Origin of the sequence: Levilactobacillus sp. (assembly GCF_022646225.1) — a bacterium.
Lineage (GTDB): Bacteria > Bacillota > Bacilli > Lactobacillales > Lactobacillaceae > Levilactobacillus > Levilactobacillus suantsaiihabitans.
Genome location: NZ_JALCJA010000005.1, coordinates 266,006 through 289,907, shown reverse-complemented (window position 1 = coordinate 289,907; position 23,902 = coordinate 266,006). Strand labels below are relative to the sequence as shown.

Genomic DNA, 23,902 nt, shown 5'->3' with positions numbered 1-23,902 from the left:
CACCATACAATAAAATAAAACCGTGTGTAGGATCACCCCCACACCTGTGGGGAATACTGGTGGCAACAAGTTGGATAAAAAAGGTGGTAGGGATCACCCCCACACCTGTGGGGAATACTTCTGTTGTCGTTGCTGTTTGTGTAAGCTGTAGGGATCACCCCCACACCTGTGGGGAATACCTGAGTTGTTGTCTCGTGAAGATTATTTAGTTGGGATCACCCCCACACCTGTGGGGAATACACTAAACAAGTCCCGTCAGACCGGCATTTCATTTTCGCGAAAACCCGAAATTCATTTAACTTCGTTTTTACCAGCATAGCCTAAATCCGCTGAGTTCTCAACTAAAACTCTACAAGAAAAAGGCCTGGGAAAAATCCCAGGCCCTTATTCAGCAACTCTAATTAGTCGACACGTGTCTCCCAAGCAACCGGTTTCGCTTAGGCCGACTACCCGAACAATCCCAAGCCAGAATTGTTCGCGTAATAGCCTTAATGCGCACCGATTAACCGCCCTTGCGGCCACGCTTATTGCCTATAGCAATTCAGCAAAAACATCCTCATTTTGGTTGAGGTAGTTGTCCCCGGGCCGGATCTCCGTAATGGTGATGCCGTCCAAGGCCTCTTTCATCAAGCCTTCCACGTCAATGTACCCTTCGTACTTCCGGGACTTTTCTAGGCTCGGATGCGTCTTGGGTGCTGGTGGCGTGAAGATGGTGCAGCAGTCTTCGTATGGCAAGATGGACAGGTCGTAAGTGTCGATATTTTCGGCCACCTTGATGATCTCCGTCTTGTCCATCGACAGCAGGGGCCGCAGGATTGGCATCGACGTCACATCGTTGATGGCCGCCATGCTTTCCAGCGTCTGTGAGGCCACTTGCCCCAGCGACTCACCGTTGAAGATACCCTTGGCGTGGCGCATCTCTGCAATGGCCGCCGTCAAGCGCAACATCAACCGCCGTTGGACCGTCATCAAATAACCCTCGGGTACCTTTTCCTTGATGGTCTCTTGGATCTTGGTAAATGGCACCTGAATGAACTGGATGCCCCCTGAGTAACCCGCTAGCCGCGCCGTTAATTCCTTGGCCTTGGCCAGGGCTTGTTCGGACGTGTATGGCGGACTGAAGAAGTGGACCATGTCAATTTTCACGCCGCGGCGCAAGGCGTAGTAAGACGCTACCGGTGAATCGATTCCACCAGACAGCATCATGACCGCCTTACCCCCGGTCCCGACTGGCAACCCGCCAGCGCCTTGGATGGTCTCTCCGGACAAGAAGACCCCGTTCATCCGCACTTCGACCCGTAGTTCCAGGTCGGGATGCTTCATTTGCACGGTCAATCCCGGTACGTTTTCTAAAATCGTGCTCCCGAGGATCTCGTTCATTTGGTACGTGTCGTAGGCAAATTCCTTGTCTTGCCGGCGCGTGTTGATTTTAAAGGTCATGCCTGGTTTGAAGGCTTCCTTGACCATTGCCACGGCTGTTTCCTTGATGGCGTCGATATCCTTATCGACCTTGACCGATGGCGAGAAGTTTTCAATCCCGAAAACGCCCTTCAGTCGGTCCATGACAGCGTCTGAATCCGCCCCATTTAAGGTGACGTGCAAGCGATCATGCTGGGCTTTCACTTCTAGGCCCTCAAAACTACTGAGCGCCTTACGGACGTTTTGGCCAAGCTGTTTGATGAAGTCTTTCTTGTTTTTTCCCTTCGTCGACAGCTCGCCGTAACGGACCATAATTTCACTGTATTCCATTGCGCGACCCCTTTCGTGAGTTAGTTTAATTTGGCAAATTGCGTGTAAAGTTCATCAAAGACTTGGTTGAATTTCTCCGCCTCTGCCATGGTGTTGTGTTCATCTAGCGAGATCCGTACGGCACTGGTGGCAATGCTGTCATCGACCTTCATGGCCTGTAGCGTACTGGATTCCACATGCTTCTTGGAGGAGCAAGCACTGGTCGTGGAAATGTAAATGTCGTGTTCCTCAAACGCGTGGACGATGGTTTCCCCCCGAACGCCGGCAATCGCAAAGCACAAAATGTGTGGCGCAAAAACTGGCAGGTCCTTGGAGAAGACCGTGACGTTTGGAAACTGTTCCACGTGATGCAAAATAGCCAAGCGAATGGCACGTTGCCGTTCGACCTTAGCCGCTTCATCATCTAACAACAAGCGTAAAGCCTTGGCCATTGCCGCAATGGCTGGCAGGTTTTCGGTCCCGGAACGCAAATTTCGTTCCTGACCCCCACCGGCCATCAGTGGCGTAATCTTGCGACCTTGGCGTTTGTACATAAAGCCAATACCCCGGGGTGCATGGAACTTGTGCCCGGAGAACGTGACGAAGTCGACCCGGTCGTTAAAGATCTTGTCGGCTAAGCCCTTCCCAATGCCTTGAACCGCATCGATGTGCCAGTGGATCCGCGGAAAGTCACGCATGACGTCCGCAATTTCGTCGAGCGGTTGGACCGCGCCGATTTCATTGTTGACGGCCATGGTCGACACTAGAATCGTGGTCGGCTTGATGGCGGCGCGCAAGTCGTCCGCAGAGACCCGGCCGTTTTCATCAACTGGCAGATAGGTCACTTCGAACCCTTCTTGCTTCAACTGTTCCATGGAATTGTGGACGGCCGGATGTTCCACCTCGGTCGTGATCAAATGGTTCCCAAATTCACGTTTGGCCATCGCCGTGCCCTTGATAGCCCAGTTATCGCCTTCGGTACCGCCACTGGTGAACAAAATCTCACTCAGCTTGGCTCCCACGAGATCAGCGATTTGCTGGCGGGACTGTTCCAACAGGTTAAAAGCCTGTTCCCCAAATTTGTGCAAACTCGATGGGTTTCCCCAGTAATTCGCGCTGACCTTCGCGTAAGTATCGACTACTTCGGGCGCTGCCTTGGTAGTCGCACTGTTATCAAAATAAATCATGCTGAACCCTCTTATCCTTTTTCTATTGGTTCGACTCCGATAGAAATTCCTTCTCATTATAAACACAAACGCTGCTGACCACAAGCCTTTCAACCGGAAGTCCGTCATGTAAGCGATACCTTACCCGCAGCAAATCGACATTATCGCCAAACTGGTTATTCTGAACTACTTGTCCCCCGCTGCCGCCCTAACGTTCGCCGACGAATCGCCTTTTGGACCACTCTGATGACAAACAAAGCAGCGCTACCGGATGGGGTCCGAGTAGCGCTGCTAAGTGAGCTTAATCTTTTTCAGTTTGCCGCCGTTTGGGCTTAGCCGTACCTTTGCGGTCGTAATAGGCATCTTCCAAGCGCTTGTAGGCCCCGGGTTCGACCTGTTCTAAGGCCGTGGCGATAGTTTCTAGCGACTGGGCGTACTGGTACTTGTGTTCGAACAGGTCAGCCGCCGTGTGACTAGCCGCGGCCACATCTTCGTGGCTGGTCTGGTACCGGTTGGCGTACTGCAGAAGTTGTTCGGCCAACTGGGAACTGTCGACCAAGTCGTCCGTTTTCTCCTGTAACGTGTCCAAATCTGTTTGAATAATCAACAATTGTTTGGTGATCCGCTCCATGTCAATCTGGGGTTGGTCCATGTCCGTCGCTAACTGGGCGACCTCATCACGGACTACGAAGAAGTAATCCAAATATTCTTGGGGAATCCCCGGCAAATTCAGGTTCTCAACCTGCCGCCGTAAACTATGTAGATTAAAATCAAACTGTTGTAAGGTGTCGCGCGCCTGCCGTTCTTCGTCGGCCAAACCCGCCACGCTCTTTAAGATATCGGCCTGTTGCTCTTCAATCTGCTTCAGGTCCTTCTCCTGTTGGTTTTGATGGGCCAACACTTGGGAGAAGACAGCTTGCTTGCCACTCAACGCCTGCACATCCTGTTGATACGTGCCGTCGATGTGACGTAACTGTTCATTTAACTCCCGCGCCGTTTCCAATTCTTGGTGATCCAGCGTGTAGTTTTGACTCAATCGGTCCAACTCATTTAATAAGGCGTGGCTCTGGTTTTGCGCATGGGCAATGAACTTGGCGACTCGGTCTAAGTTCTGGTTGACCGGTTCCTTGGCATCCATTTCCGTTTGCATCACGTCGTAAATGTGGTCGATCTGCTTGGCGATGCGATCATTGACGACCGCCGCATCGGACGGCCGCAATTCCGCCAACGTATTGGCGTTGTCCTTGATGTGTTCCTCGGCGTCTTGAATCAGGCCAGGCACATCTTGGTCGCCAAATTGGTAATGGTCCGCGGCCAATTGCTGGTAGCCGCCCTTCAATTCCTTGATCTGGTCCGGGAAGACCACCGTCAAGTCCTTATATAGTGGTGGGATCGCCGCAATCAAATCTTCCAGGTTGGTGGTATCCGTTTGTAATTGGCTTAAAACGTCCGCTGCACGCTCGTGGTCGCCGTCTTGGGTTAACCGGGTAAAGGTATCAAAATTACCTTCCAACTGGCCTAAGCGTTCTTCTAAGCCATCAATGCTGGGGCCAAATGCAAAGTTCTTGGCCAGCAACGTCTTCCGTAAGTCCTGGTACTTCTTTTCCAATTCATGAACGGCCTCACGGTGTTGCTTATCGATCTCTTGGAGGCTCGCCAACTGGGCCTGTACCTCTTGCACCAATGCATCCGTTTGGTTAACCAGTAGTGTGATCTTGGTCAGGCGCTGGCGCAATTGAATCAAATTCACACCGCGTGAATCACTCATCAATTGGTCTAGTTCCTGATCAATGCGCTTAAACCGGTTTTCCGTAATATCTTGATAGTCGGCCTGAAGCTGTTGGAACTGCGCCAACGATTGGCCGGTCAGACTTAACTTACCGACTAAGTTCAGCTCATCTGTTAGTGGAATAGCCACCATCGATTCTTTTTTTGTGGTTAACGCCGTGACCTGTTTGCGAATGCGCTGCTGGTATATCAGCACACCCACGTAGACGACAATCGCCAGAATCACGATTCCAATCAACACACCTACCATAATTGACCCCATCCTTCATCAGCATTTCAACGTTTAACGAGTTGCAAAATCGCTCGGTTCATTTTACAATTTAATCTAATTTCGATTATAGCATAAGTCAGGCCTAGGCTTCACTAGGTTTTCATGATTCCCTGACCCTTTTTTACCTATATCAAAATAATTTAATCTTTAAACTTTGGAGGCCTTTCATATGAGTGTAGCAATAAATTCTTTAATCACCGAACAACTCGACGCCCTCTTGCACGGCGAAACCAATCTGGTAGCCAACCTGGCCAACGCCTCGGCGTTACTAAAGCAAACGCTCGATGACGTTAACTGGGCCGGCTTTTATTTGTACCAACCAGCCACCGATGACCTCATCTTAGGCCCCTTCCAAGGCAACGTCGCCTGTGTCCACATTGAAAACAATCGCGGTGTCTGTGGCACAGCACTCGCCACCCAGCAGGTCCAACGGATCGCGGACGTGCACCAATTTGCCGGTCACATCGCTTGCGATTCCGCCAGCAACTCCGAGGTCGTGGTACCTTTGACCCTGGCCAACGGTAAACCACTGGGCGTCATGGACATCGACTCCCCGAGTCTGGATCGTTTTAGTGCCGCTGACCAAGCCGTTTTAGAAGAATTTGCCCGGGTTTTGTTAAAACACGTTGACAACCAGTAGGCTTTCTGGTTATACTGGTCGTTGTGTAAAATAATGCAGCGATAAGTGGTAAGCTCGTCAACAGATTGTTGCCGTTACATTGGTTCAAGAAGTAACCTGCGGCTGCATAGGGTGAAACTTGCAAAGCAACCTGCACGAATACTAAACTTATAAACAGCTTATTTTACTCCAAATAATATTTATTGGAGGAACTATCTATGTCTCGTTACACTGGCCCAAGCTGGCGTATTTCCCGTCGTTTAGGGGTATCCCTTTCCGGCACTGGTAAAGAATTAAACCGTCGTCCTTACGCACCTGGTGATCATGGTCAAGGTCGTCGTCAAAAGTTATCTGAATACGGTACGCAATTGCGTGAAAAGCAAAAGCTCCGGTTCACTTACGGCATGACTGAACGTCAATTCTACAACTTGTTCAAGCGTGCCGGCAAGATCTCTGAAGGTACTCACGGTACTAACTTCTTAATCTTGCTCGAACGTCGTCTGGACAACATGGTTTACCGTTTAGGTTTGGCAACGACTCGTCGTCAAGCTCGTCAACTGGTTAACCATGGTCACATCACTGTTGATGGCAAGCGCGTTGACATCCCTTCATACGAAGTCGAAGTTGGCCAAGTCATCTCCGTTCGTGAAAAGTCCAAGGACATGGCCATCATCAAGGGCGCTGTTGAAGCCGTTGTTGGTCGTCCACAATACGTTCAATTCGATGCTGACAAGCTGGAAGGTTCCCTTACCCGCTTCCCTCAACGTGAAGAATTAGACGCAGAACTTGACGAATCTCTTATCGTTGAATACTACAACCGTTAAGATTAATTCTGACTGGTTTAAAAAATCTCGCCTTTGGGCGGGATTTTTTTCGTTTCTTTAGAAAATAAAACATGCGCCGCCCTCCTCGGTAGCTTAGCGCTGGTTCGACTCCAGTGGAGGGAAATTGAAATAACTATTTAATCTACTGCTCCAACTAATACACAAACTAAGAAAGCTAATAAATGGAATTACGTTAAGAGCTGTCTTTTAAAAATTGTAATTTTGCTTATTCCTCAATTTAGTGCCCTATTACTAATCTTACACTTCCACCCCGGCTGGACAATTTGCACAACAACGTCTAGCATTGCCGGCCCCTTAATTACAGTTGTCTTAAGTGCTATTTCTTACTGCATCGACTTTCACCGAGCAAAGAATGAAGCTACAAAACTCGAAAAAAGTTACAAAACTGAGCATTAATTAAGAATCCTCCCAAATGAAAAAAAGCCACCCTACCCGTTGGATAGAATGGCATCATTTTATAGATTATTCCTTGGACAGCTTTCTTAAAGCTCCTACTAGTTCTTTATTCTTTAATACTTCACTGATAGCATTTTTTATTTGTTTGCTACTTAGCTTATTATCTTTCTCTTTCACAACAAGTGGCTTACTGATTTCATTTCTTAATTCTTTCATTGTTATAAATACCTCCGTAATAAAAGCCTGACCGCCTTTTATTTCAAGTAGTCCCGTAGCAATCGATCATATGTTAGATGTGTATTTTTCAACAAAAAACCATAAACATCATCTACTGTTAGTTCATCTCTAGCGATACCCTTCGAAATTTCGTACATTCTATCTTGATTGAAATCTAACGTCATATAATTAAGGTACATAAACGCACTAGCCACTAATAGTCCCGTTCGTTTATTTCCATTCATAAAAACCTGATAATGTGCAAATTTCCACCAATAAACAGCTGCTTTTCTAAGCAACGAGGGTATTTGATCTTCTCCGAAATAAACAGAATGCTTTGTACTCTCGATGATATTATCCAACAGCTTACGATCCCTTATACCATAAGAACCGTAAACTCCTTCTTCTTCAAAAATAGATTGCGCATTTTCATTCGCATCAATCGCTAAATCCACCGTAGGAAACAATGCACCATCACTTGCCGCAACTAGAATCCGCTTCTTTACACGCTCTTGCTTGTTAATGATATAGATAGATGCATAATAGTCGTTCAATCTATTTACTTTTAAATTTAAATTATTCTTCTCTATACTGGTGTGTTTGTGTAAGTAATCGTTCAATATCAGTTTTCCTAGTTCATCGAACTGCTCCTCTCCAGGATAACTTAAATAAACAACGTAGTCATATCTTTTACCCATATAGATCAATTTTTTCTTTTTCATGATCACTATTTTACGCCATATTAAAAATAACAAACAGTATTTAGCTTAATTCATTGATGCAAATCCGTCTATCTAAAATATACCTGAAAACACTTCTTGTCAAACCCATAAAAAAGCGCCAGGCCATCTAGCCCAGCGCCTTACTTTCACTCCTGCTCCGAGGTAATCCGGTGGGGCTTCAACTGGACGTCAAAGACTTCCAAGAAGAACGCCACTAATGGTACCCCGACAATCAGGCCCCAGGCGCCGAAGATGCGCTCGCTGATAATCAACGTGATGAAGGTCACGAAGATGGGCAGGTTGGTGGCATTGGCCATCAGCCGGGGATGCAAGAAGTACGATTCGAACATGTGAATTAAAATGACTAAGACCAAGACAGCTACGACCCGAATCAAGCCGCCCGTCAAAAAGGCCACGATGGTCAACGGAATCAAGGAGATCAGCACCCCGGCCACCGGAATCAAGCCCAAGAAGAAAATCATAATGCCCAAGATCAACAGGCTCGGCATGCCGATGATCCACAGTCCCAGCACCATCAGGATCGTGTTGATGGTGCAGATGATCAGCTGCGTTTCGATGACGGTCCCGAAGATGTGGACGAATTTTAAGATCAACTGCCCCATGGGCACGAACAGCCCGGCAAACCGACTCTTCGTAAAGGCGTGCACGAAGGTCTTTAACTGGTTTTTGGTCAGATTAAAGATGAAGCTGAAAAAAAACGCCAGCAGAATCGTTTCCACGCCCGAACTGAATCGCGATAACTGCCCCATCCCGCTGGTCAACAGTGTCTTGCCATTGCTGATGACCGACGCGTTTTGCGACAGATTCTTGATCAACCGCGTCAACTCCGTCTGTAGCTGCGGGTACGTCTCGATCAATTTATCAATCGCGTTGGGTAAATTGGACGCCTCGGAGACCAGCGGCGGGATGATCTGGGCAAAGGCCGCCACCAAAATCGCCAAGAACAGCACGTAGACCAGCAGCGTCGACCACAGATGATGCACGTGAAAGTGATGCTCGATGCCCATGATGGCCGCATCCCCCAGGTAAATGAAAATCACCGTAAACAGGGCCAGCGACAAGAAGGCATGCGCCTCCCAGGCAATAATGATCAATAAGACCAGGGCGATGTAGGTCATCGTCAGCGGATTTTGCCACACCCGCTTGAATAGATTGCTCACAGAAAAACTCCCTTCACTCGCTTAGATTCGAATCAATTGGTCATACAGCGGCAATAGAGCCGTCACCGTCTCGCGAATCACCTGAACTTGCTGGGCGGGCGTCCCCGTAAAGAAGTCACTGCCCCGCAAGAAATTACGACCGACCTGCCATTCGGCGTGACGCTGCGGTTGTTGACGCATCAATTCCTGATACGTCGCCCGCGTCAACGGTTGGCCACAATTTTTATCGGTGTGGTCCCCACCACATTCGAACCCGGCCGGCAATTGGAGCACCGTGTCTTCCGGCAGGCTGCTCAAAAGCGCTTGGCGATTCTTCGCCTCCTGCAAGACCGCTAGCCAAATGAAGAACCGGTCGTCCCAGAAACCAATTTCGATGTGCGGCAACATTTTGTATCCCCGCTTCGACGTGCTAAAGGCTACCCACGTATCCGGCGGCGGATTTTTAGAGCGCCGGCGATGCTGAGAAATGTGATCGTAAATGGGCACAGCCAATTTAGCAAAGACCGGTTTCAGGTCCGTCACGGTTGCCTGAAACTTCGGGTCAATTTGCGCCTTGATTTTTCCCAAGCGTCCGGGCAACGTGGTGTCATCCCAGACGCGAAAGTCTTGCTCCCCATACATTTCGCAAAGTCTCCTTCCCTGAAACTCTTTACCATTCCATGTTATACTAGTGGGACTAACTTGAAAAGAGGGAAACGCATGGCTGAGAAGAGTCAAATGGAACAACACTTACAGAATTCTGTCTACGGCACCCCGAAGATCAATCCGGACGAACAACGCCACTACCTGGGGACCTTCCGTGAACGGGTCTCTTTGGCAATGACGATTGCGGAGGTCACGGACCGGGCCAACTTGGATGCGTTCATCACGGAGATCTCGGCCCATCCGGACTATCAAGTCATTTTGAATGGCCACATCGCTCAAGCCGACCTCGCACCTTACCTCAAGCTGGCGAGCCAACACAACTTAAAATTCACGATTCGCCAAGACACCATCTACGGCGTCAACGATAGCGACCTGGGGCTGGTGGTGGCCAGCGACACTGCCATCAACCAGAACCCCATCAGCTTAGCGAAGAAATATCCTGCCAAACCGGCAACGCCTCCCGCTGCCGCCAAGAAAAGTTGGTTCGACAAATTAATCGGCCACTAAGAAAGGAGTCCCATTTTTGGCACAACATCCCCTTGCTTACCGCATGCGGCCCCAACGGTTGGAAGATATCGTGGGTCAACAAGACCTGGTCGGACCAGGCAAGATCATCGCCCGGATGGTCGCGGCTAAGCTACTTTCATCAATGATTTTATACGGGCCACCGGGCACCGGGAAGACCAGCATCGCCAGCGCAATTGCCGGTTCTACCAAGTACGCCTTCCGCAAGCTCAACGCGGCCACCGATTCTAAAAAGGACCTGCAAGTCGTGGCTGAAGAAGCCAAGATGAGCGGGACCGTTATTTTACTGCTAGACGAAATCCACCGGTTAGACAAGACCAAGCAAGACTTCCTGTTGCCTCACCTGGAAAGCGGGCGCATCATCTTGATCGGGGCGACCACCGAGAACCCCTACATCAACATCAACCCCGCTATTCGCAGTCGGACGCAGATCTTTGAGGTCCATCCGCTGTCACTCGAGGACATCAAGACGGCGTTGAACCGGGCCATCACTGATAAAGAGCGTGGCTTGGGCCAACTCGACTTGCACGTGGACGACGACGCGCTGGCCTTCATGGCCGGGGCCACCAACGGCGACCTGCGCAGCGCCCTGAACGGCCTGGAATTGGCCGCGCAATCCACGCCACCGGACGACACCGGGGCCATCCACGTCACCTTGACCGTGGCCGAGGCCTGTTTTCAACGCAAGGCCCTGGTCGGCGATAAAAATGGTGACGCCCACTACGACGTGATTTCTGCCTTTCAAAAGTCCATTCGCGGTAGTGACACCGATGCGGCTTTGCACTACCTGGCCCAACTGGTGGCGGCGGGTGACCTGCCGTCGATCTGTCGCCGGTTGATGGTCATTGCCTACGAGGATATCGGTATGGCGAACCTCCCCGCGGCGGCCCGGACCGTTCAAGCCGTCCAGGCGGCCCAACAGCTGGGATTGCCCGAGGGCCGAATTCCACTGGCCGATGCGGTCATTGAACTGTGTCTGTCACCCAAATCCAATTCGGGAATCGCCGCGGTCGATGCGGCCCTGGCCGACGTCATGAACGGCCACAACGGTGCGGTCCCCGACCACCTCAAGGATGCCCACTACAGCGGCGCCAAAAAATTGGGGCACGGCAACGGCTACCAGTTCCCACACGATTTTCCCGGCGACTGGGTCCAACAACAATACTTGCCGGACGACCTCAAGCACGCCGAATACTACCATCCCAAGGCCAACGGGCGATTTGAAACGCAACTGGGCGAACAATACCAACGCCTTTTACGGGCTAATCGACGTCGCTAATTGAATTTTTAATATTTATATGCTAATATACAAGTGGTTCTAAGGTGTACGCGTTGTCTCACTACAAGTTGCCGATCAAGTAATTTATAAACGGGATTGCAAGACGCTAGAGAACATGACATGCCTTTTCACTTGGAAGTCAGACGCTCTAGCTAGCTTTCCCCCCTGCATTGTCATCGCGGGTCAACATGACTAGACAATTAACGGCACCACTTAGATCAACAAAGCTCTGCTTTGAAGGCCATTCCTTTGAATGGTCTTTTTCTTTTGGGTTCAAACAATCCTGGGACACCCCCAGGATTGTTCGTGTCGCTAGCGCACCGCAGAAGGCCGCGTAAAACCCATCTTGGGTTCTGGCGCGTAATCGGGTATACTTAGTCTCACAGAACCAATTTTTAAGGAGGAGTCATCCCTTGGCCATTACGATTTTAATGATTTGCTACACCCTCTTAGCTCTTGGTATCGGCTGGTATTTTTACAGTCACCGCAAGCGGGCTTTTCTGGTTTTTCATCCCGAAAAATCCCCTGCTCTCAGTAACGTCTTAAGCATTGGGGGCATCCTCATGATGCTGGTCGGCGTGGTTGCCGCCATAGCGACGGTCATGAACAACACCATCTTTATTTCCGCCGTTTTATTAGTGGGCGTCATCGTGGTGATTGGCCTCCAGCTGATCCTGGTGCGGTGGTTGCCTAAGGGGTAACCGGTTTCACTTTTCTTTCATTTTTTGACCATTTCGCTTTTTATTTCACGTTAAATAACGTATGATAAGAGTATAAAGTAATGAGAGGTGAACAATATGTTACAACAATACAAGCACATTTTAGTCCCAGTTGATGGTTCTTACGAAGCAGAATTAGCTTTCAAGAAAGCGGTCGCTGTGGCTAAGCGTAACGATGCTGATTTACATCTCGTTCACGTTGTTGATACGCGGGCTTTCCAAAACATTTCCAGCTTCGATACCAGCATGGTTGAACAAGTTACGGAAACGGCAAAGAAGACACTCGACAAGTACGTGGCTGATGCGAAGGCTGATGGCCTTGAGAACATTGACTACGCGATCGAATACGGCGCACCGAAGACCATTATCGCCCGGGATGTTCCCCGCGATAATGATACGGACCTGATTATGATTGGGGCTACCGGGTTAAACGCCGTGGAACGCCTCTTGATTGGTTCTGTCACCGAATACGTTACCCGGACGGCGGTTTGCGACGTCATCGTGGTACGGACGGACCTCAACAACCAACCAGCCAAGGTTACTCACGCCGAAGCTTAAAAGTTAAGATTGATACTGAAAAACGTCGCTGCGTAGGCAGTGGCGTTTTTATTTTACCCTAAATTCAATTCATTAATCCATCAATGCTGACCCGGCGGCCGGCGCTAACCGCTGTTGTAATGCGATGTTGTGTGTCACTAACGCCAACGTCTTGGCAATCGTCAGGCTGCGACGCGCGGCGGCCTTGGCACTCAAAGCCACCTCTGCCTGACCGCGAATCTCGTAAAGCACATCGATCAGGTAAAGTGACGCCTGTTGCTTGACGGCTCGCAAGGCTGATTCGACGCTTTCAATCACCAGTTGGGGCTGTTGGAGTTCCAGATACATCTGCGCGATGCGATAACGCGCCCAGATCAACCGGCGGAAGTCCGTTTCATCATGCCACTCGAAGTCATCGAGGTACCCCACCGCTTCGCTCAGGTAGTAACGGGCCTTTTCCAGTTCCTGGCGGCGTAAGTAAGCCGCGGCCATCCCCACGTTGCCAACGATGGCGTACAGGTCCCAGGGCATTTGATACGAGCGGTGTAACAACAAGTTAAAGTGGAAAATAGCCTCGTCCGGCCGTTCATGCGCACCCAATTCAATGAATCCCCGGTAGTAATGATAGCGTTCGCGGTCAAAGGCACTCGCCACGTCCGACATCTCAACGGCCGCCAACAGGTTTGCGGCTGCCCGAAAGTTTTCCTGACGAATGGCAGCGGAAATCTCATCGAACTGTTCGTCCATCCCGCTACCCACGCCCGCCAAAATATCGTTGAAGGACACATTTAACCGCCGGCACACCTGCAGCATGATCTTAATGCTGGGAATCTTGTTCTTCTTTTCCATCAGGCTTACCGTGGCTTGGGTACAAATGCCGTCTGCCAATTCCTGCTGCGACATATTTTTTTGTTTCCGATATTGCTTTACCTTATTCCCTAATAAACGCATCTGCTTTCTCTCCCTCACGTCTCGCACGTTGGTCAGTTACCAATTCCGATAAAGCCGAACATTACGCAATCAGTGCGCGTAACGGCATCCAGACGTTCACCGACCGTTTGGCGCTGCTTGTTCTCCCTTGAAAAAGCGATAACCACATTCAGCTGTTTATCATTAATACTAATAATAAGGGATTTATCGCCGAATACAAGTGATATGCGGTTTTATTAAGGAACTCTAATCTGTCTAGGCCATTTTATCATCTTTATATAAAAAGAATTATAAACGGCCATTTATGCCGGATATAATTCTTTTAATAGTCACAATCATTCGTATTTAAGTCACTAAGTCACTTCACCCGTAAGTTATACACAGCTGAACACAAAGTTCTGGACCACGGCCCACCAGTTTTTCCCGGGCCGCTGGCGCATGACGCGCTGCAGGCGTGAGAGTTCATTGGTGATCTCGCCGTCGGCCCCCAACGCCCACATCCGGACCATCGCCGCTTGCGAATCCGGCGTCCACACCCAGGCCGGTGCTCCAGCTTGATGGGCAGCCAAAATAAACTGCTGGCTAACCGATATGCGTTGAAAAGAGTAAAAATCCGCAGGTACGGACGCCGGTGCGACCCAGTTAAAGGGCGTGATGTAACCCACCTGCAGTTGCGGCGCCGTTCGCTTGAGTTGGGCCACCACGCGGTAATCCAGTGAGTGGACGGCCGAGCCATCCCGCCGCAACCGGGCACCGTACTGGTGGGCAAAGCGGCGAACGGCCCCCGCGGAATCCTGCGGCGTGGTCTTGATTTCGACCAATAAGGGCTGGCGCAAGCGTTCCGCCGTGCGTAAATAGGTCGACCAGCTCACCAAATGGTCGTGATAGCCATTCTCGTGGACTGTCAGCCGTTCTAGCTGGGCCAACGTCAACTGGTGTGGGGTCGCATTACGCTGGGCTAATACGGCCAAATTTTCATCATGCAAGACGACCCACTGATGGTCGCGGGTCTCGTGCAGATCCATTTCCACGTAATCCGGTCGCTGCTGGCTGACATGACGCAAGGCCCCCAAGGTATTTTGAACGCCCACCCCGTGATCGACACCGCGGTGACTGATGGCCACCATCGCTGCAAACTGGGGCGTACTCTCCAGGGCCTGGGCGCTGACACAGCCACCGGCAATCACCAGCAACGTGACCAACCACCAGCCTTGTCGCCGCGGAATTGGCCGACTGACGGCCGGCTGACCGCACCAGCTCCAAACCAGCGTGATGGCGGCTAAAATGACCGCGACCACAAACCCCAGAAAAATCAGTAATAATGACCCAGCCGCCAATCCTTTGGCCAAGCCGGCCGCCAATCGGGCATCCCCCCACCAATTCAGGGCCACGATGCCTTCTGCCAGGCCCCACCAAACGCCCATTAAACCGGCACTAATCAATAGGGCCACGGCCATTTGACGCCAACTCCCCGGCCGGCGGATCTGTGGCGCCAGCCGTCGAAAGACCCAGGGTCCACGCAACAGGCAAACGCCTGCCACGATGATGTAGATGATGGCCACCGTGATACCGACCGGCCGCCGGTTTAAGCCGACGTAGTTGATGAAATCCGCCGGCAAAGGTAAGCGCACCAACAACCGACTGCTGAGACCGCCTAACCCCAACGGTAACGCCAAGATGGTCAACCCGAGTTCTACTAACAACCAGGCTCCCTTGTGACGCCAGACCAACTGCCAGCTTTGCCAGCCCGCGGGTCGCCGCCCAATCAACGTCAGGGCCAAATGGGTCAGTTGCCAGGCGCTCAGGGCCATTAGTAGGAGTATTAGGACTACCAAGTCAACGTGCCACCCGGGGCGCTGGCCTAACAACCGTAGCCCGGCAAACAACAGGACGGCCAAACACCACCCCACTGCCAGGCCAGGTGCCAAGACACCAGCCCGCCAAGCCATTTTCAGTTGTCGTCCCCAAGTCCGCACGCTGATTCCCTCCAATTCATTGATTCTACGACAAAATTTGTTATCTGCCACGACACTAGTTGGACTGGCCGCCTTACCGTCCGCTAGCTATGGGGTGGAACGCGACCTACCCTGTTGGGCAAACCAGTTGCCTGCGGCTACCAGGGGTTCCGCCTGCTATGGGGGACACCTCCAGCCGGTGAAACGGGCTTCCGGTTCGCTTGGAAGCCTCGCAAAACCCGCGAGTCTCCCAAGTCGCCCCACGCTGTAGGCTGAGACAAAACCTCAGCCAACACCGTCGACACAGCTGGCTCCACCCCTGGCCTCCTCCGGCACAGATGGTGAGACCAAGGTACTTAGTGTTCGGCCCATGATAGACAACTCTGTTACCCAATAATGGGTATAGCGACCATTAGTCCTATCCACATCAGCCAACATTTAACGTATCGCCACCGCACTGGCTTGTCGTTCGCGTGAAGTGCGCGGCTCCGTTGCGGACAACTAGTGCACTGACGTTGTTGGTAACCATCACTGTAGCCGAGAGTTCGCTAGAGATGGGTTCAGCTGTGGGAGTTCCCTTAGCGGCACGGGCTTCGGCGCTTAGGAAACTGGCGTCTTTGAGACGGGGCTTCCGGCTCAAAGCGAGGCGACGAGACCGTCCTTTGGCTCGTCCCGTCCGCCCTCAGCGTTCCAACCCATCTCTAGTGAACGGTAAGGCGAACAGTACAACGCCGTGTCCCTGATAACAACCAGTTGCGCTTAAACAAAAACCGGCCGGGAACGTTTCCGCTCCTGGCCGGCTTTGAGACCTCTAGTGTTTAGGCTTGTAAGTTGACGCTGCCGAGTGGTCATCCAATGGAATAAAGTCATAGGCCAGTTCGTCTTGGTACTTGAACTCGTCTAAGCCTAATTGGATCAACCGGTCAATCAGGTCAGCGTAGGTAATGCCCGTGGCCTGCCACAGTTGTGGGTACAGGCTGATGTTGGTGAACCCTGGCAAGGTGTTGACTTCCCCCACGTAAGGCACGCCATCCTTAGAGACCAGGTAATCGATCCGCGCCATCCCCTTTAAGCCCAGGGCAGCGTAGGTCTGTAACCCCATCTGCGTGATTTCCTTGGTCAGGTCAGCCGGCAGTTTGACTGGCACCTCAAAGGTCACCCCGCTGGCGTCCACGAACTTGTTATTGTAGTCGTAGAAGACGTCAGAATCAGGCACGCGAATGGCGCCTAATTTGGAAGCGATTGGTTCTTCATTCCCCAAAATGGAAATTTCGACTTCTTCTGGGCCGTCGATCGTTTGTTCCACCAAGACCTTGTAATCGTACCGGAAGGCGTCTTCAATGCCGTCGTTGTATTCCGCAGCGTTGCTTGCCTTGTGAATACCGACTGAAGAGCCTTGGTTGGCCGGTTTGATGAACACGTTATCGCCCAGCTGGGCCTGAACGGTGCTGTAGTCATACGCATCGCGGTTTTCTGGCGTTAAGACCAGATACTTGGTGTTGCGGATGCCGTGAGCCGTCAAGACCTGTTTCGTCATATCCTTATCAAAGGACACGGCCGATGCCAAGACGCCACTCCCCACGTAAGGCTTTTTCAGTAAGCGGAAAAGCCCCTGGATCGTACCGTCTTCACCCAAGTTACCGTGAATAATTGGGAAGAAGACATCGATGTCCTTTGCTTGAGATAAATTCCAAATGGGTGCCAATGGGTTCGAAGCGTCTACTTTGGTTTGTTCCGCCGCCGCAACTGTCGCTTCATCTTCGCCATCAAATACCCGGCGTGAAGCGGCATCACTCAGGACGAAGCCGTCACGGGTCAGTAAGAACAAACTGACCTCATAACGGGACTTATCCATTGCATCGTAAATGTTGTGCGCTGAGCGTTTTGAAACGTCATGCTCAGAAGAATTTCCACCGAATAATAGACCTACGTGAATCTTCGTTTGCTTTTCCATGTTGTCACTCATCCTATCGTATATATTTCGGTTAGCCTTCAGTATACCATTTCTCAAATTGATTGAGAATAAAATCAGCCCAAAAAATCGATAGTTGAGCTCAAATAAGCCTTCAATGTCTTCGGCAAATCCTGGCGCAGCCGCAGCGCATCCAATAACCGCTTGCGATTAAAGAAACGGTTCCAGCCGCCGATGTTGTCCGGCCGCCGGTTCAAGGCGACCTGTTGCCGCCAGTTCTTTAAAATGAGCACCAGCGCATCGGCGTACAGCCCACTACGACCGGTAGTTTCGGCCAGGTAGTTGGCAATGCGGTCATTTTCCCCGTAGATCAGCGGCGTGTTCAACCGTTTTATCCGCTCCATCAGTGCCGTCATCAAGAAGAGCTTCTCGGCGCGTGGCAATTTATGACTGTTGCTCAATACGGCCAGGAGATCCGCAATGGCCGTAAAGGCGTGTGCCCAGCCCGATTGGTTCACGAAACCACGCGTGTCCGTTTCCAAGCACAGGTATGCCGCCGATAGCAGCACGGCTTGGTGGAGCTTGTCTACGTCGTTGTAATCGCCGTACTGGTCCAAGAAATGCAAGACGACGCCCAGCATGGCCACCCGACTGGCCCGTCCAAAGACGGCGTTATTGGTCGGCTCCAAGATGTGGGCAAATAGCGCCTCTGGCCGCAACAGCTCGTCTAAAATAAACGTCAATTGCTGCGTATCCAGCGCGTCTTGTTGGAAGGCATCATAAAAGGTGAAATTAATGCCTTGGTAGCGGAGTTCGGCATCGGTCGACGCCAAGTGATCCAGCAACAAGCGGAGCTGATTGTTGGGCAACGTGACCGGCACCTGTTGGTCCAGTTGATGGCGAAAGTCAGTCAAGACGTCCTTGACCCCGTCTTGGTCATCGGGTAGCGTGACGGTCGTGCGGCGGTGGCGTTTGATGCCATCCATGATCTGGCCTAACCGCGGGCCCAGCGACTGATACACCTCGCCCTGTCTGACTTGCTCGTTAAGAACCGTTAAGTCGCTTAACACTTTTTGTAGCTGTTCATCCATCAAGAAACCTCCAGTATTTGTCTTACTCCGCGACTTTACCAGTGTTGATCACCGGCTGCGAGCCCCGTTCATTAATAATTGAAACCATCATGTTGTTAATTAATTGAATCTTCTGATTGTCCGTCAAATTCAGGCTAGTCTCCGCCGACAACCGCTCGATGGCGCCCTCGGTGATGGAGACCGCTCCTTCCACGATAATCTTCCGGGCGGACAAAATAGCCTGTGACTGTTGGCGTTGAAGCATGGCCGAGGCAATTTCGGTCGCGTAGGCTAAGTGTGTCAGCCGCGTTTCGATGATTTCCACGCCGGCCACGTTCAGCCGTTCCTGTAATTCTTCCGCCAAGTGGTTGGAGACCTCGGTCGGGTTACTGCGCAGGGTCAGCGCCTTGCCATCGCCAAAGTTATCGTAGGCATATTCCGACGCCACGTGGCGAATGGCCGATTCGCTTTGAATCTCCACGAACTGTTCGTAGTCCTCAACGGCAAACAACGCCTTGCTGGTATCGACCACCTTAAACACGATCACGGCGGCGATTTCTACCGGATTCCCTTGTAAGTCGTTGACCTTTAAGATGGCACTGTTAAAATTACGCACCCGCAAGGAAACCGTCGACTTATTGGTCAGCGGCACGGTCAAATACAACCCGGCCTCGCGAATCGTGCCGATGTAGCGGCCAAAGAAGGTCAGCACCTTGGACTGGTTGGGGCTGATGATCGTCAGACTGCTGGCAGCCAACACGGCCAGCACCACTAGGATGCCGCCAATCACGGGCGCCGTGGCGATGCTAAGGTAGATACCCCCGGCCAACACCAGTAAGACCAAGACCAGGCCGAGATAGCCGTTAATGTGAAATACATTCTTTTCCTTCATGTGGCTCTCCTCCAATTGCTTTGATACCCCCATTATACCCGACTCCCAGCGAAAACCCCAAGCATGCGCTGAAATTGGCTGGTTTGACTGTACCGTTTGATTGTACTGGCCGCCTGCCGTTACGTGAAATTCTAGGCTGGAACGCTGATTGCTGCGTTAGCCAAACCAGTTGCCTGCGGCTGCCAGGGGTTCCGCCTGCTATGGGGGACACCTCCAGCCTGGGAAACGGGCTTCCGGTTCGCTTGGAAGCCTGGCATGACCCGCCAGTCTCCCAAGTCGCCCCACGCTGTAGGCTGAGACAAAACCTCAGCCAACACCGTCGACACAGCTGGCTCCACCCTTGGCCTCCTCCGGCATAGACGACGTAGTCAGGATACTCGGCGTTAAACCGCAGTCAGCAACATTATTAGCCATTGGTGACTGTTACGACCAACTAGCATGCTAACAGTTATTGACGACCACCACCGGAGCCGAGAGTTCGCCAAATATGGGCTCAGCCGTGGGAGTTTGCTTAGCGGCGTGATTTTCCGCCGCTTAGGAAACTGGCGTCTTTGAGACGCGGGTTATCGGCTCAAAGCGAGAGCGAGACCGTCCTTTGGCTCGATCGGTCCGCCCACCGCGTTCCAGTCCCATATTTGGCGAACGGTAGGCGGCCTGCTTCCGTAACGTAGCGGTCGCATAGGACGCAACAAGGCCGGAGCAAATGCCCCGGCCTTGTTGTGTGACTGCTGGTGATTAGTCTTCTTGAACGTCGACAAACCAAGCAGCATCAGTATCGCTACCGTTTAAAGCGTCAAAATCGTTGCCCAAAGCTGGGTTAACCGCCGTGACCTTACCGGAAACGGGGCTAGGAATGTCAGAAACCGCCTTGTCAGCTTCAACGCTTAACAGGTTTTCACCCTTCTTCACGTCATCGCCAACAGCTGGTAATTTGGCAAACTTGATTGTGCCCAGTTCATCTTGGCCTTCCGTGGTCAAACCGATCCGGGTACCGTCGTTAACTGCCTTGGTCCAGAAATACTTTACCATTTCACTCATGCTAAATAATCTCCTTCTACTTAAACGATTCGTTACGACTAAACATGTAACTCTTATAATGATACCTCATTGACATGATTAAGCCAATACCTATGAGGTTCCCAATTAAAGCGGACCCCCCTTGACTAACAAACGGCAACGGAATCCCAGTCAATGGTAACAGCCCAATGCTCATCCCAATGTTTTCAAACACGTGGAACAAAATCATCATGATAACTCCGGTCGAAATGTAGGCGTAGAACACGTTTTTGGTATCGAAGGTGACCCGAATCATTTGGTAAATCAATAAGAAATACAAGAAGATCAGGACACAGCCCCCGATGAACCCAAAGTTTTCCCCGATGACCGAGAAAATCATATCGGATTCCCGCACGGGCACGTAGACGTGTGACACGTTGAAGCCCGTGCCGAAGATGCCCCCGGAACCGATGGCCTTCATACTTTGCCACAACTGATACCCGGTGTCAGACGTATCTTGAGAAGGGTGTAACCAGGTGTCGACCCGGGAGAATTGGTAGGCCTGAAACCCGACCTTTTCCAAAATCTTCCGCCCGGCATCCGTGGTCACCAACGCCAGCGCGGTCCCGCCGACAACGGCGATGGCACTAAACGCTGGGGCAATGATCTTCCAGGTGATCCCGGAGACCAGAATCACCCCACCCACGATGGCGAAGAACACCAGCATGGTCCCGAAGTCATTTTGCAGCTTCAAGAGCACGGCTACTGGCAACGTCCACAGAATCAATTTGCCAATCAAGACCCAGTCGGTACGCACCGTATGAATCGGGTTGGCATTGTTGTGTTCGGCCACGACCCGCGCCAGCATTAAGATGAAGGCCGGCTTCATGACTTCTGATGGCTGGAAGGTCAACGACCCAATCGCAAACCAACTCCGGGCACCGGTGTTGGCGTAGTACGCGCGACTGTAAAAAATCAAGACTGCCGCTAACAGGAAGATACCTAAGCCATACAGCAATGGTGCCACCTTCCACAGTTGTTCCGAATCAAATTGCATGATGATAACGATGGCGACGGTCCCAATGACGTACCACGCCAACTGGGAGACCACGGCCGACGTAATGCTCGTGGCACTACTATCGTGGGTCGCCGCCACATAGATCGATGCGAGCCCAATCAACGCCAACATGAGGACACAGAAGATGATTCCCCAGTCAATGCGTGATTCCGTCTCGCCTCGCCGTTCTGTCGCATTCTTTGCCACAATGATTGCTCCTTAATTCAAACTAAGATTTGTCCTAAGCCTAGTATAAAGGCCGAAGTGAAATTCGACGTTTCGCTCCGGCCAACTTTACTAAAATTTATTAACCGCGATGCAGGTGGTAATCCTTTAACAGGAGTTCGACCCCTTCGTCAACGGTCTTGACGCGGTACACATCCCCGTCGTTTAATTGTGCTTCTAACCGGTCTTCCACCGGGGTGACCGTCCCAATGGTTTCGTCACCGATTTTCAGCACGGACATAGTGCCGCCGTCTGGGAGCTTTTGCTCGTCAATGGTTACCTGTACAGATTTTTCTCGTTTGCTCATGCCAACTCTCCTTTATTTGTTGGGTGACTCTTCGTCTAGGTTCATGGCCTGACGATAGGCTTTTTCCGCCGCCACGTTGCGTCGTAAGGTAAAGTGATCCGGGACTGGATCGACCCCACCGTGGACAAATGGCTGACAGCGCAGGATGCGGGCAATGCCCATCAGGCCGCCCTTAATCGCGCCATGCTTGGCTAAGGCCTGCAACATGTAATTGGAACAGGTCGGATAGTACCGGCAAGTGGGCGGAAATAGCGGTGAAATCCACCGCTGATAGCCGCGCACCAGCCAGGTCAACAGCTGCCGCATCGTCAGACCTCCCTTGGACTGAATCGTTTCAAATGCTTAGTTATTTTCTTTGGCCGTCTTGGTGTCCATGTGTTCCAGTAAGACCCCGGCCCCTTTGGCCACGTTGTCTAATGGGTCTTCGGAAATGATGACAGGCACGGTCAACCGTTCGGAGAACAGCTTGTCGATGCCGTCTAACAAGGCACCCCCACCGGTCAACATGATGCCGCGGTCGATAATGTCAGCGGCCAATTCTGGTGGTGTCGTTTCCAACACGGCCATGGCAGCCGACACGATTTGTTCCACGGAATCATGGATGGCAATTTCCACTTCAGCGGCGTTGATCGTCGTGGTGGTTGGCATCCCGCTAACCGAATCCCGACCCCGAACTTCCATGGTCTTTTCTTCGTTGCCTGGTTCTGGGTAAGCCGTCCCAATCTTGATCTTGATGGTTTCAGCGGTCCGTTCACCAATGATCAAGTTGTGATGGTGCTTCAAGTAGTTCACGATCTCATTGTTCATCCGGTCACCAGCGACCCGAATCGACCGGCTGGAAACGATGTCGCCCAAGGACAAGATGGCGATGTCAGACGTTCCCCCACCCATGTCGATGACCATGTTACCGCTAGGCTTGAAGATGTCCATGCCGGCACCCAAAGCGGCCACCTTGGGTTCAGCTTCCAAATAAACCTTCGCGCCACCGGACTTTTCGGCCGCCTGAATGATGGCCTTCCGTTCGATTTCCGTGATGTTCGTTGGCGCACAGATCATGATGTTCGGCTTGGATAAGAAGCCCTTTACACTTAATTTATTGATGAAATAGGAGAGCATGGCTTCGGTGATGTCGAAATCAGAAATGACCCCATCCTTCAACGGACGAATTGCCCGGATATTACCAGGAGTCCGACCCACCATCCGGTAGGCTTCAGAGCCCACTGCTAATACCTTGTCAGTCTTCGTGTCGATTGCCACGACTGATGGTTCATTTAATACGATTCCTTTGCCGACCACGTAGATTAAAACGTTCGCCGTACCTAGGTCAATGCCAATGTCTTTCGCCATACTTATGCGTCCTCCTGAATTTTAATGCCAATTTTCAACATTTCATTATACCATAAACCGCGTGAACTCTAAACGGTTTCTCCCCCGCTGCCGTAAAACTTCTCTGTTGGTTACCAAACTGGGTGGCGGTAGTGGCAACACTGGCGCTTACTGGCCGCCTTACCGTTACGTGAAATTCTAGGCTGGAACACTACTTGCTACGTTAGATAAACCAGTTGCCTGCGGCTGCCAGGGATTCCGCCTGCTATGGGGGACACCTCCAGCCTGTGAAACGGGCTTCCGGTTCGCTTGGAAGCCTCGCAAAACCCGCGAGTCTCCCAAGTCGCCCCACGCTGTAGGCTGAGACAAAACCTCAGCCAACACCGTCGACACAGCTGGCTCCACCCCTGGCCTCCTCCGGCATAAACGGCGAGGCCAGGATACTTAACGTTAAACCACGGCCAGCGACATTGTTAGCCGTTGGTGGCCGTTGCGAACAATTAGCATGCCAACAGTTATTGATAACCACCACCGCAGCCGAGAGTTCGCTAGAGATGAGTTCAGCTGTGAGAGTTCCCTAAGCGCCAGTTCCAAC

General features: G+C 51.5%; 23 protein-coding genes and 1 CRISPR repeat array (1 of these 24 only partly in view). Of the genes, 6 read left to right on the top strand and 17 right to left on the bottom strand.

What is annotated here, in order from left to right; translation table 11 throughout:
• Positions 1-240: a CRISPR direct-repeat array (repeat unit 28 nt; unit sequence GGATCACCCCCACACCTGTGGGGAATAC); it reaches 338 nt to the left of the window's first position.
• A gap of 291 nt (positions 241-531) precedes the next feature.
• The 3 genes from thiI to ezrA form a co-directional block, all read right to left on the bottom strand.
• Positions 532-1,749 (bottom strand): tRNA uracil 4-sulfurtransferase ThiI, encoded by a 1,218-nt coding sequence (thiI, locus tag LKH74_RS10130; RefSeq protein WP_287708526.1) that lies wholly within the window; start codon positions 1,747-1,749, stop codon positions 532-534.
• A gap of 20 nt (positions 1,750-1,769) precedes the next feature.
• Positions 1,770-2,915 carry a cysteine desulfurase family protein gene (locus tag LKH74_RS10125; protein WP_135367663.1) on the bottom strand — a complete coding sequence of 382 codons (1,146 nt, stop codon included), beginning with the start codon at positions 2,913-2,915 and terminating at the stop codon, positions 1,770-1,772.
• A 280-nt stretch (positions 2,916-3,195) separates the two neighbouring features.
• On the bottom strand, positions 3,196-4,932 hold the full coding sequence (gene ezrA / locus LKH74_RS10120) for a septation ring formation regulator EzrA (RefSeq protein WP_287708528.1): 1,737 nt from the start codon (positions 4,930-4,932) through the stop codon (positions 3,196-3,198).
• 190 nt (positions 4,933-5,122) lie between these two features.
• Between ezrA and LKH74_RS10115 the strand changes: the two genes are divergently transcribed.
• Both LKH74_RS10115 and rpsD read left to right on the top strand, forming a co-directional pair.
• On the top strand, positions 5,123-5,593 hold the full coding sequence (locus tag LKH74_RS10115) for a GAF domain-containing protein (RefSeq protein ID WP_287708529.1): 471 nt from the start codon (positions 5,123-5,125) through the stop codon (positions 5,591-5,593).
• Positions 5,594-5,790: 197 nt separating this feature from the next.
• On the top strand, positions 5,791-6,396 hold the full coding sequence (rpsD, locus tag LKH74_RS10110) for a 30S ribosomal protein S4 (protein WP_125575297.1): 606 nt from the start codon (positions 5,791-5,793) through the stop codon (positions 6,394-6,396).
• A 483-nt stretch (positions 6,397-6,879) separates the two neighbouring features.
• Here the strand turns inward: rpsD and LKH74_RS10105 are convergent, their stop codons facing one another.
• The 4 genes from LKH74_RS10105 to LKH74_RS10090 all read right to left on the bottom strand — a co-directional run bounded on the left by LKH74_RS10105 (position 6,880) and on the right by LKH74_RS10090 (position 9,553).
• Entirely contained in the window at positions 6,880-7,029 is a 150-nt protein-coding gene (locus LKH74_RS10105) for a hypothetical protein (protein WP_167850144.1), read from the bottom strand.
• A 38-nt stretch (positions 7,030-7,067) separates the two neighbouring features.
• Positions 7,068-7,751, bottom strand: a complete 684-nt coding sequence (locus LKH74_RS10100) for a type II toxin-antitoxin system death-on-curing family toxin (protein ID WP_135367660.1) — start codon at positions 7,749-7,751, stop codon at positions 7,068-7,070.
• A gap of 146 nt (positions 7,752-7,897) precedes the next feature.
• Entirely contained in the window at positions 7,898-8,932 is a 1,035-nt protein-coding gene (locus tag LKH74_RS10095) for an AI-2E family transporter (protein ID WP_287708530.1), read from the bottom strand.
• A 21-nt stretch (positions 8,933-8,953) separates the two neighbouring features.
• Positions 8,954-9,553 carry a DUF1054 family protein gene (locus LKH74_RS10090; protein ID WP_287708531.1) on the bottom strand — a complete coding sequence of 200 codons (600 nt, stop codon included), beginning with the start codon at positions 9,551-9,553 and terminating at the stop codon, positions 8,954-8,956.
• A 78-nt stretch (positions 9,554-9,631) separates the two neighbouring features.
• Here LKH74_RS10090 and LKH74_RS10085 point away from each other — a divergent pair, with 78 nt between their 5' ends.
• From LKH74_RS10085 to LKH74_RS10070, 4 genes are all read left to right on the top strand, one after another.
• On the top strand, positions 9,632-10,084 hold the full coding sequence (locus tag LKH74_RS10085; protein WP_135367657.1) for a YueI family protein: 453 nt from the start codon (positions 9,632-9,634) through the stop codon (positions 10,082-10,084).
• Between the two features lie 43 nt (positions 10,085-10,127).
• The gene (locus LKH74_RS10080) at positions 10,128-11,381 is read left to right on the top strand and encodes a replication-associated recombination protein A (protein WP_287708534.1); all 1,254 of its coding nucleotides are present in this window, start codon (positions 10,128-10,130) and stop codon (positions 11,379-11,381) included.
• 413 nt (positions 11,382-11,794) lie between these two features.
• A complete protein-coding gene (locus tag LKH74_RS10075) occupies positions 11,795-12,082 on the top strand; it encodes a hypothetical protein (protein WP_135367656.1) in 288 nt (95 codons plus the stop codon).
• A 96-nt stretch (positions 12,083-12,178) separates the two neighbouring features.
• The gene (locus LKH74_RS10070) at positions 12,179-12,658 is read left to right on the top strand and encodes a universal stress protein (RefSeq protein ID WP_135367655.1); all 480 of its coding nucleotides are present in this window, start codon (positions 12,179-12,181) and stop codon (positions 12,656-12,658) included.
• Positions 12,659-12,730: 72 nt separating this feature from the next.
• Here LKH74_RS10070 and LKH74_RS10065 read toward each other — a convergent pair whose 3' ends face one another.
• The 10 genes from LKH74_RS10065 to LKH74_RS10020 form a co-directional block, all read right to left on the bottom strand.
• On the bottom strand, positions 12,731-13,588 hold the full coding sequence (locus tag LKH74_RS10065; RefSeq protein ID WP_135367654.1) for a helix-turn-helix transcriptional regulator: 858 nt from the start codon (positions 13,586-13,588) through the stop codon (positions 12,731-12,733).
• Positions 13,589-13,941: 353 nt separating this feature from the next.
• Entirely contained in the window at positions 13,942-15,543 is a 1,602-nt protein-coding gene (locus LKH74_RS10060; RefSeq protein WP_287708532.1) for a glycerophosphodiester phosphodiesterase, read from the bottom strand.
• 790 nt (positions 15,544-16,333) lie between these two features.
• The gene (locus tag LKH74_RS10055) at positions 16,334-17,476 is read right to left on the bottom strand and encodes a D-alanine--D-alanine ligase family protein (protein ID WP_287708298.1); all 1,143 of its coding nucleotides are present in this window, start codon (positions 17,474-17,476) and stop codon (positions 16,334-16,336) included.
• 74 nt (positions 17,477-17,550) lie between these two features.
• Positions 17,551-18,525, bottom strand: coding sequence for a DUF2785 domain-containing protein (locus LKH74_RS10050; RefSeq protein WP_287708299.1), 975 nt, complete (start codon positions 18,523-18,525; stop codon positions 17,551-17,553).
• 22 nt (positions 18,526-18,547) lie between these two features.
• A complete protein-coding gene (locus LKH74_RS10045; protein ID WP_287708300.1) occupies positions 18,548-19,396 on the bottom strand; it encodes an SPFH domain-containing protein in 849 nt (282 codons plus the stop codon).
• A gap of 735 nt (positions 19,397-20,131) precedes the next feature.
• Positions 20,132-20,434 carry a glycine cleavage system protein H gene (locus LKH74_RS10040; RefSeq protein ID WP_135367650.1) on the bottom strand — a complete coding sequence of 101 codons (303 nt, stop codon included), beginning with the start codon at positions 20,432-20,434 and terminating at the stop codon, positions 20,132-20,134.
• Positions 20,435-20,450: 16 nt separating this feature from the next.
• Positions 20,451-21,656: an FtsW/RodA/SpoVE family cell cycle protein gene (locus LKH74_RS10035; protein ID WP_135367649.1), complete on the bottom strand. Its 1,206-nt coding sequence runs from the start codon at positions 21,654-21,656 to the stop codon at positions 20,451-20,453.
• Positions 21,657-21,756: 100 nt separating this feature from the next.
• The gene (locus LKH74_RS10030; RefSeq protein ID WP_125575363.1) at positions 21,757-21,981 is read right to left on the bottom strand and encodes a DUF2969 domain-containing protein; all 225 of its coding nucleotides are present in this window, start codon (positions 21,979-21,981) and stop codon (positions 21,757-21,759) included.
• Between the two features lie 12 nt (positions 21,982-21,993).
• Positions 21,994-22,287 (bottom strand): membrane protein insertion efficiency factor YidD, encoded by a 294-nt coding sequence (yidD, locus tag LKH74_RS10025; protein ID WP_135367648.1) that lies wholly within the window; start codon positions 22,285-22,287, stop codon positions 21,994-21,996.
• A gap of 36 nt (positions 22,288-22,323) precedes the next feature.
• Positions 22,324-23,328, bottom strand: a complete 1,005-nt coding sequence (locus tag LKH74_RS10020; RefSeq protein WP_135367647.1) for a rod shape-determining protein — start codon at positions 23,326-23,328, stop codon at positions 22,324-22,326.
• Between the last annotated feature and the right edge of the window lie 574 nt (positions 23,329-23,902).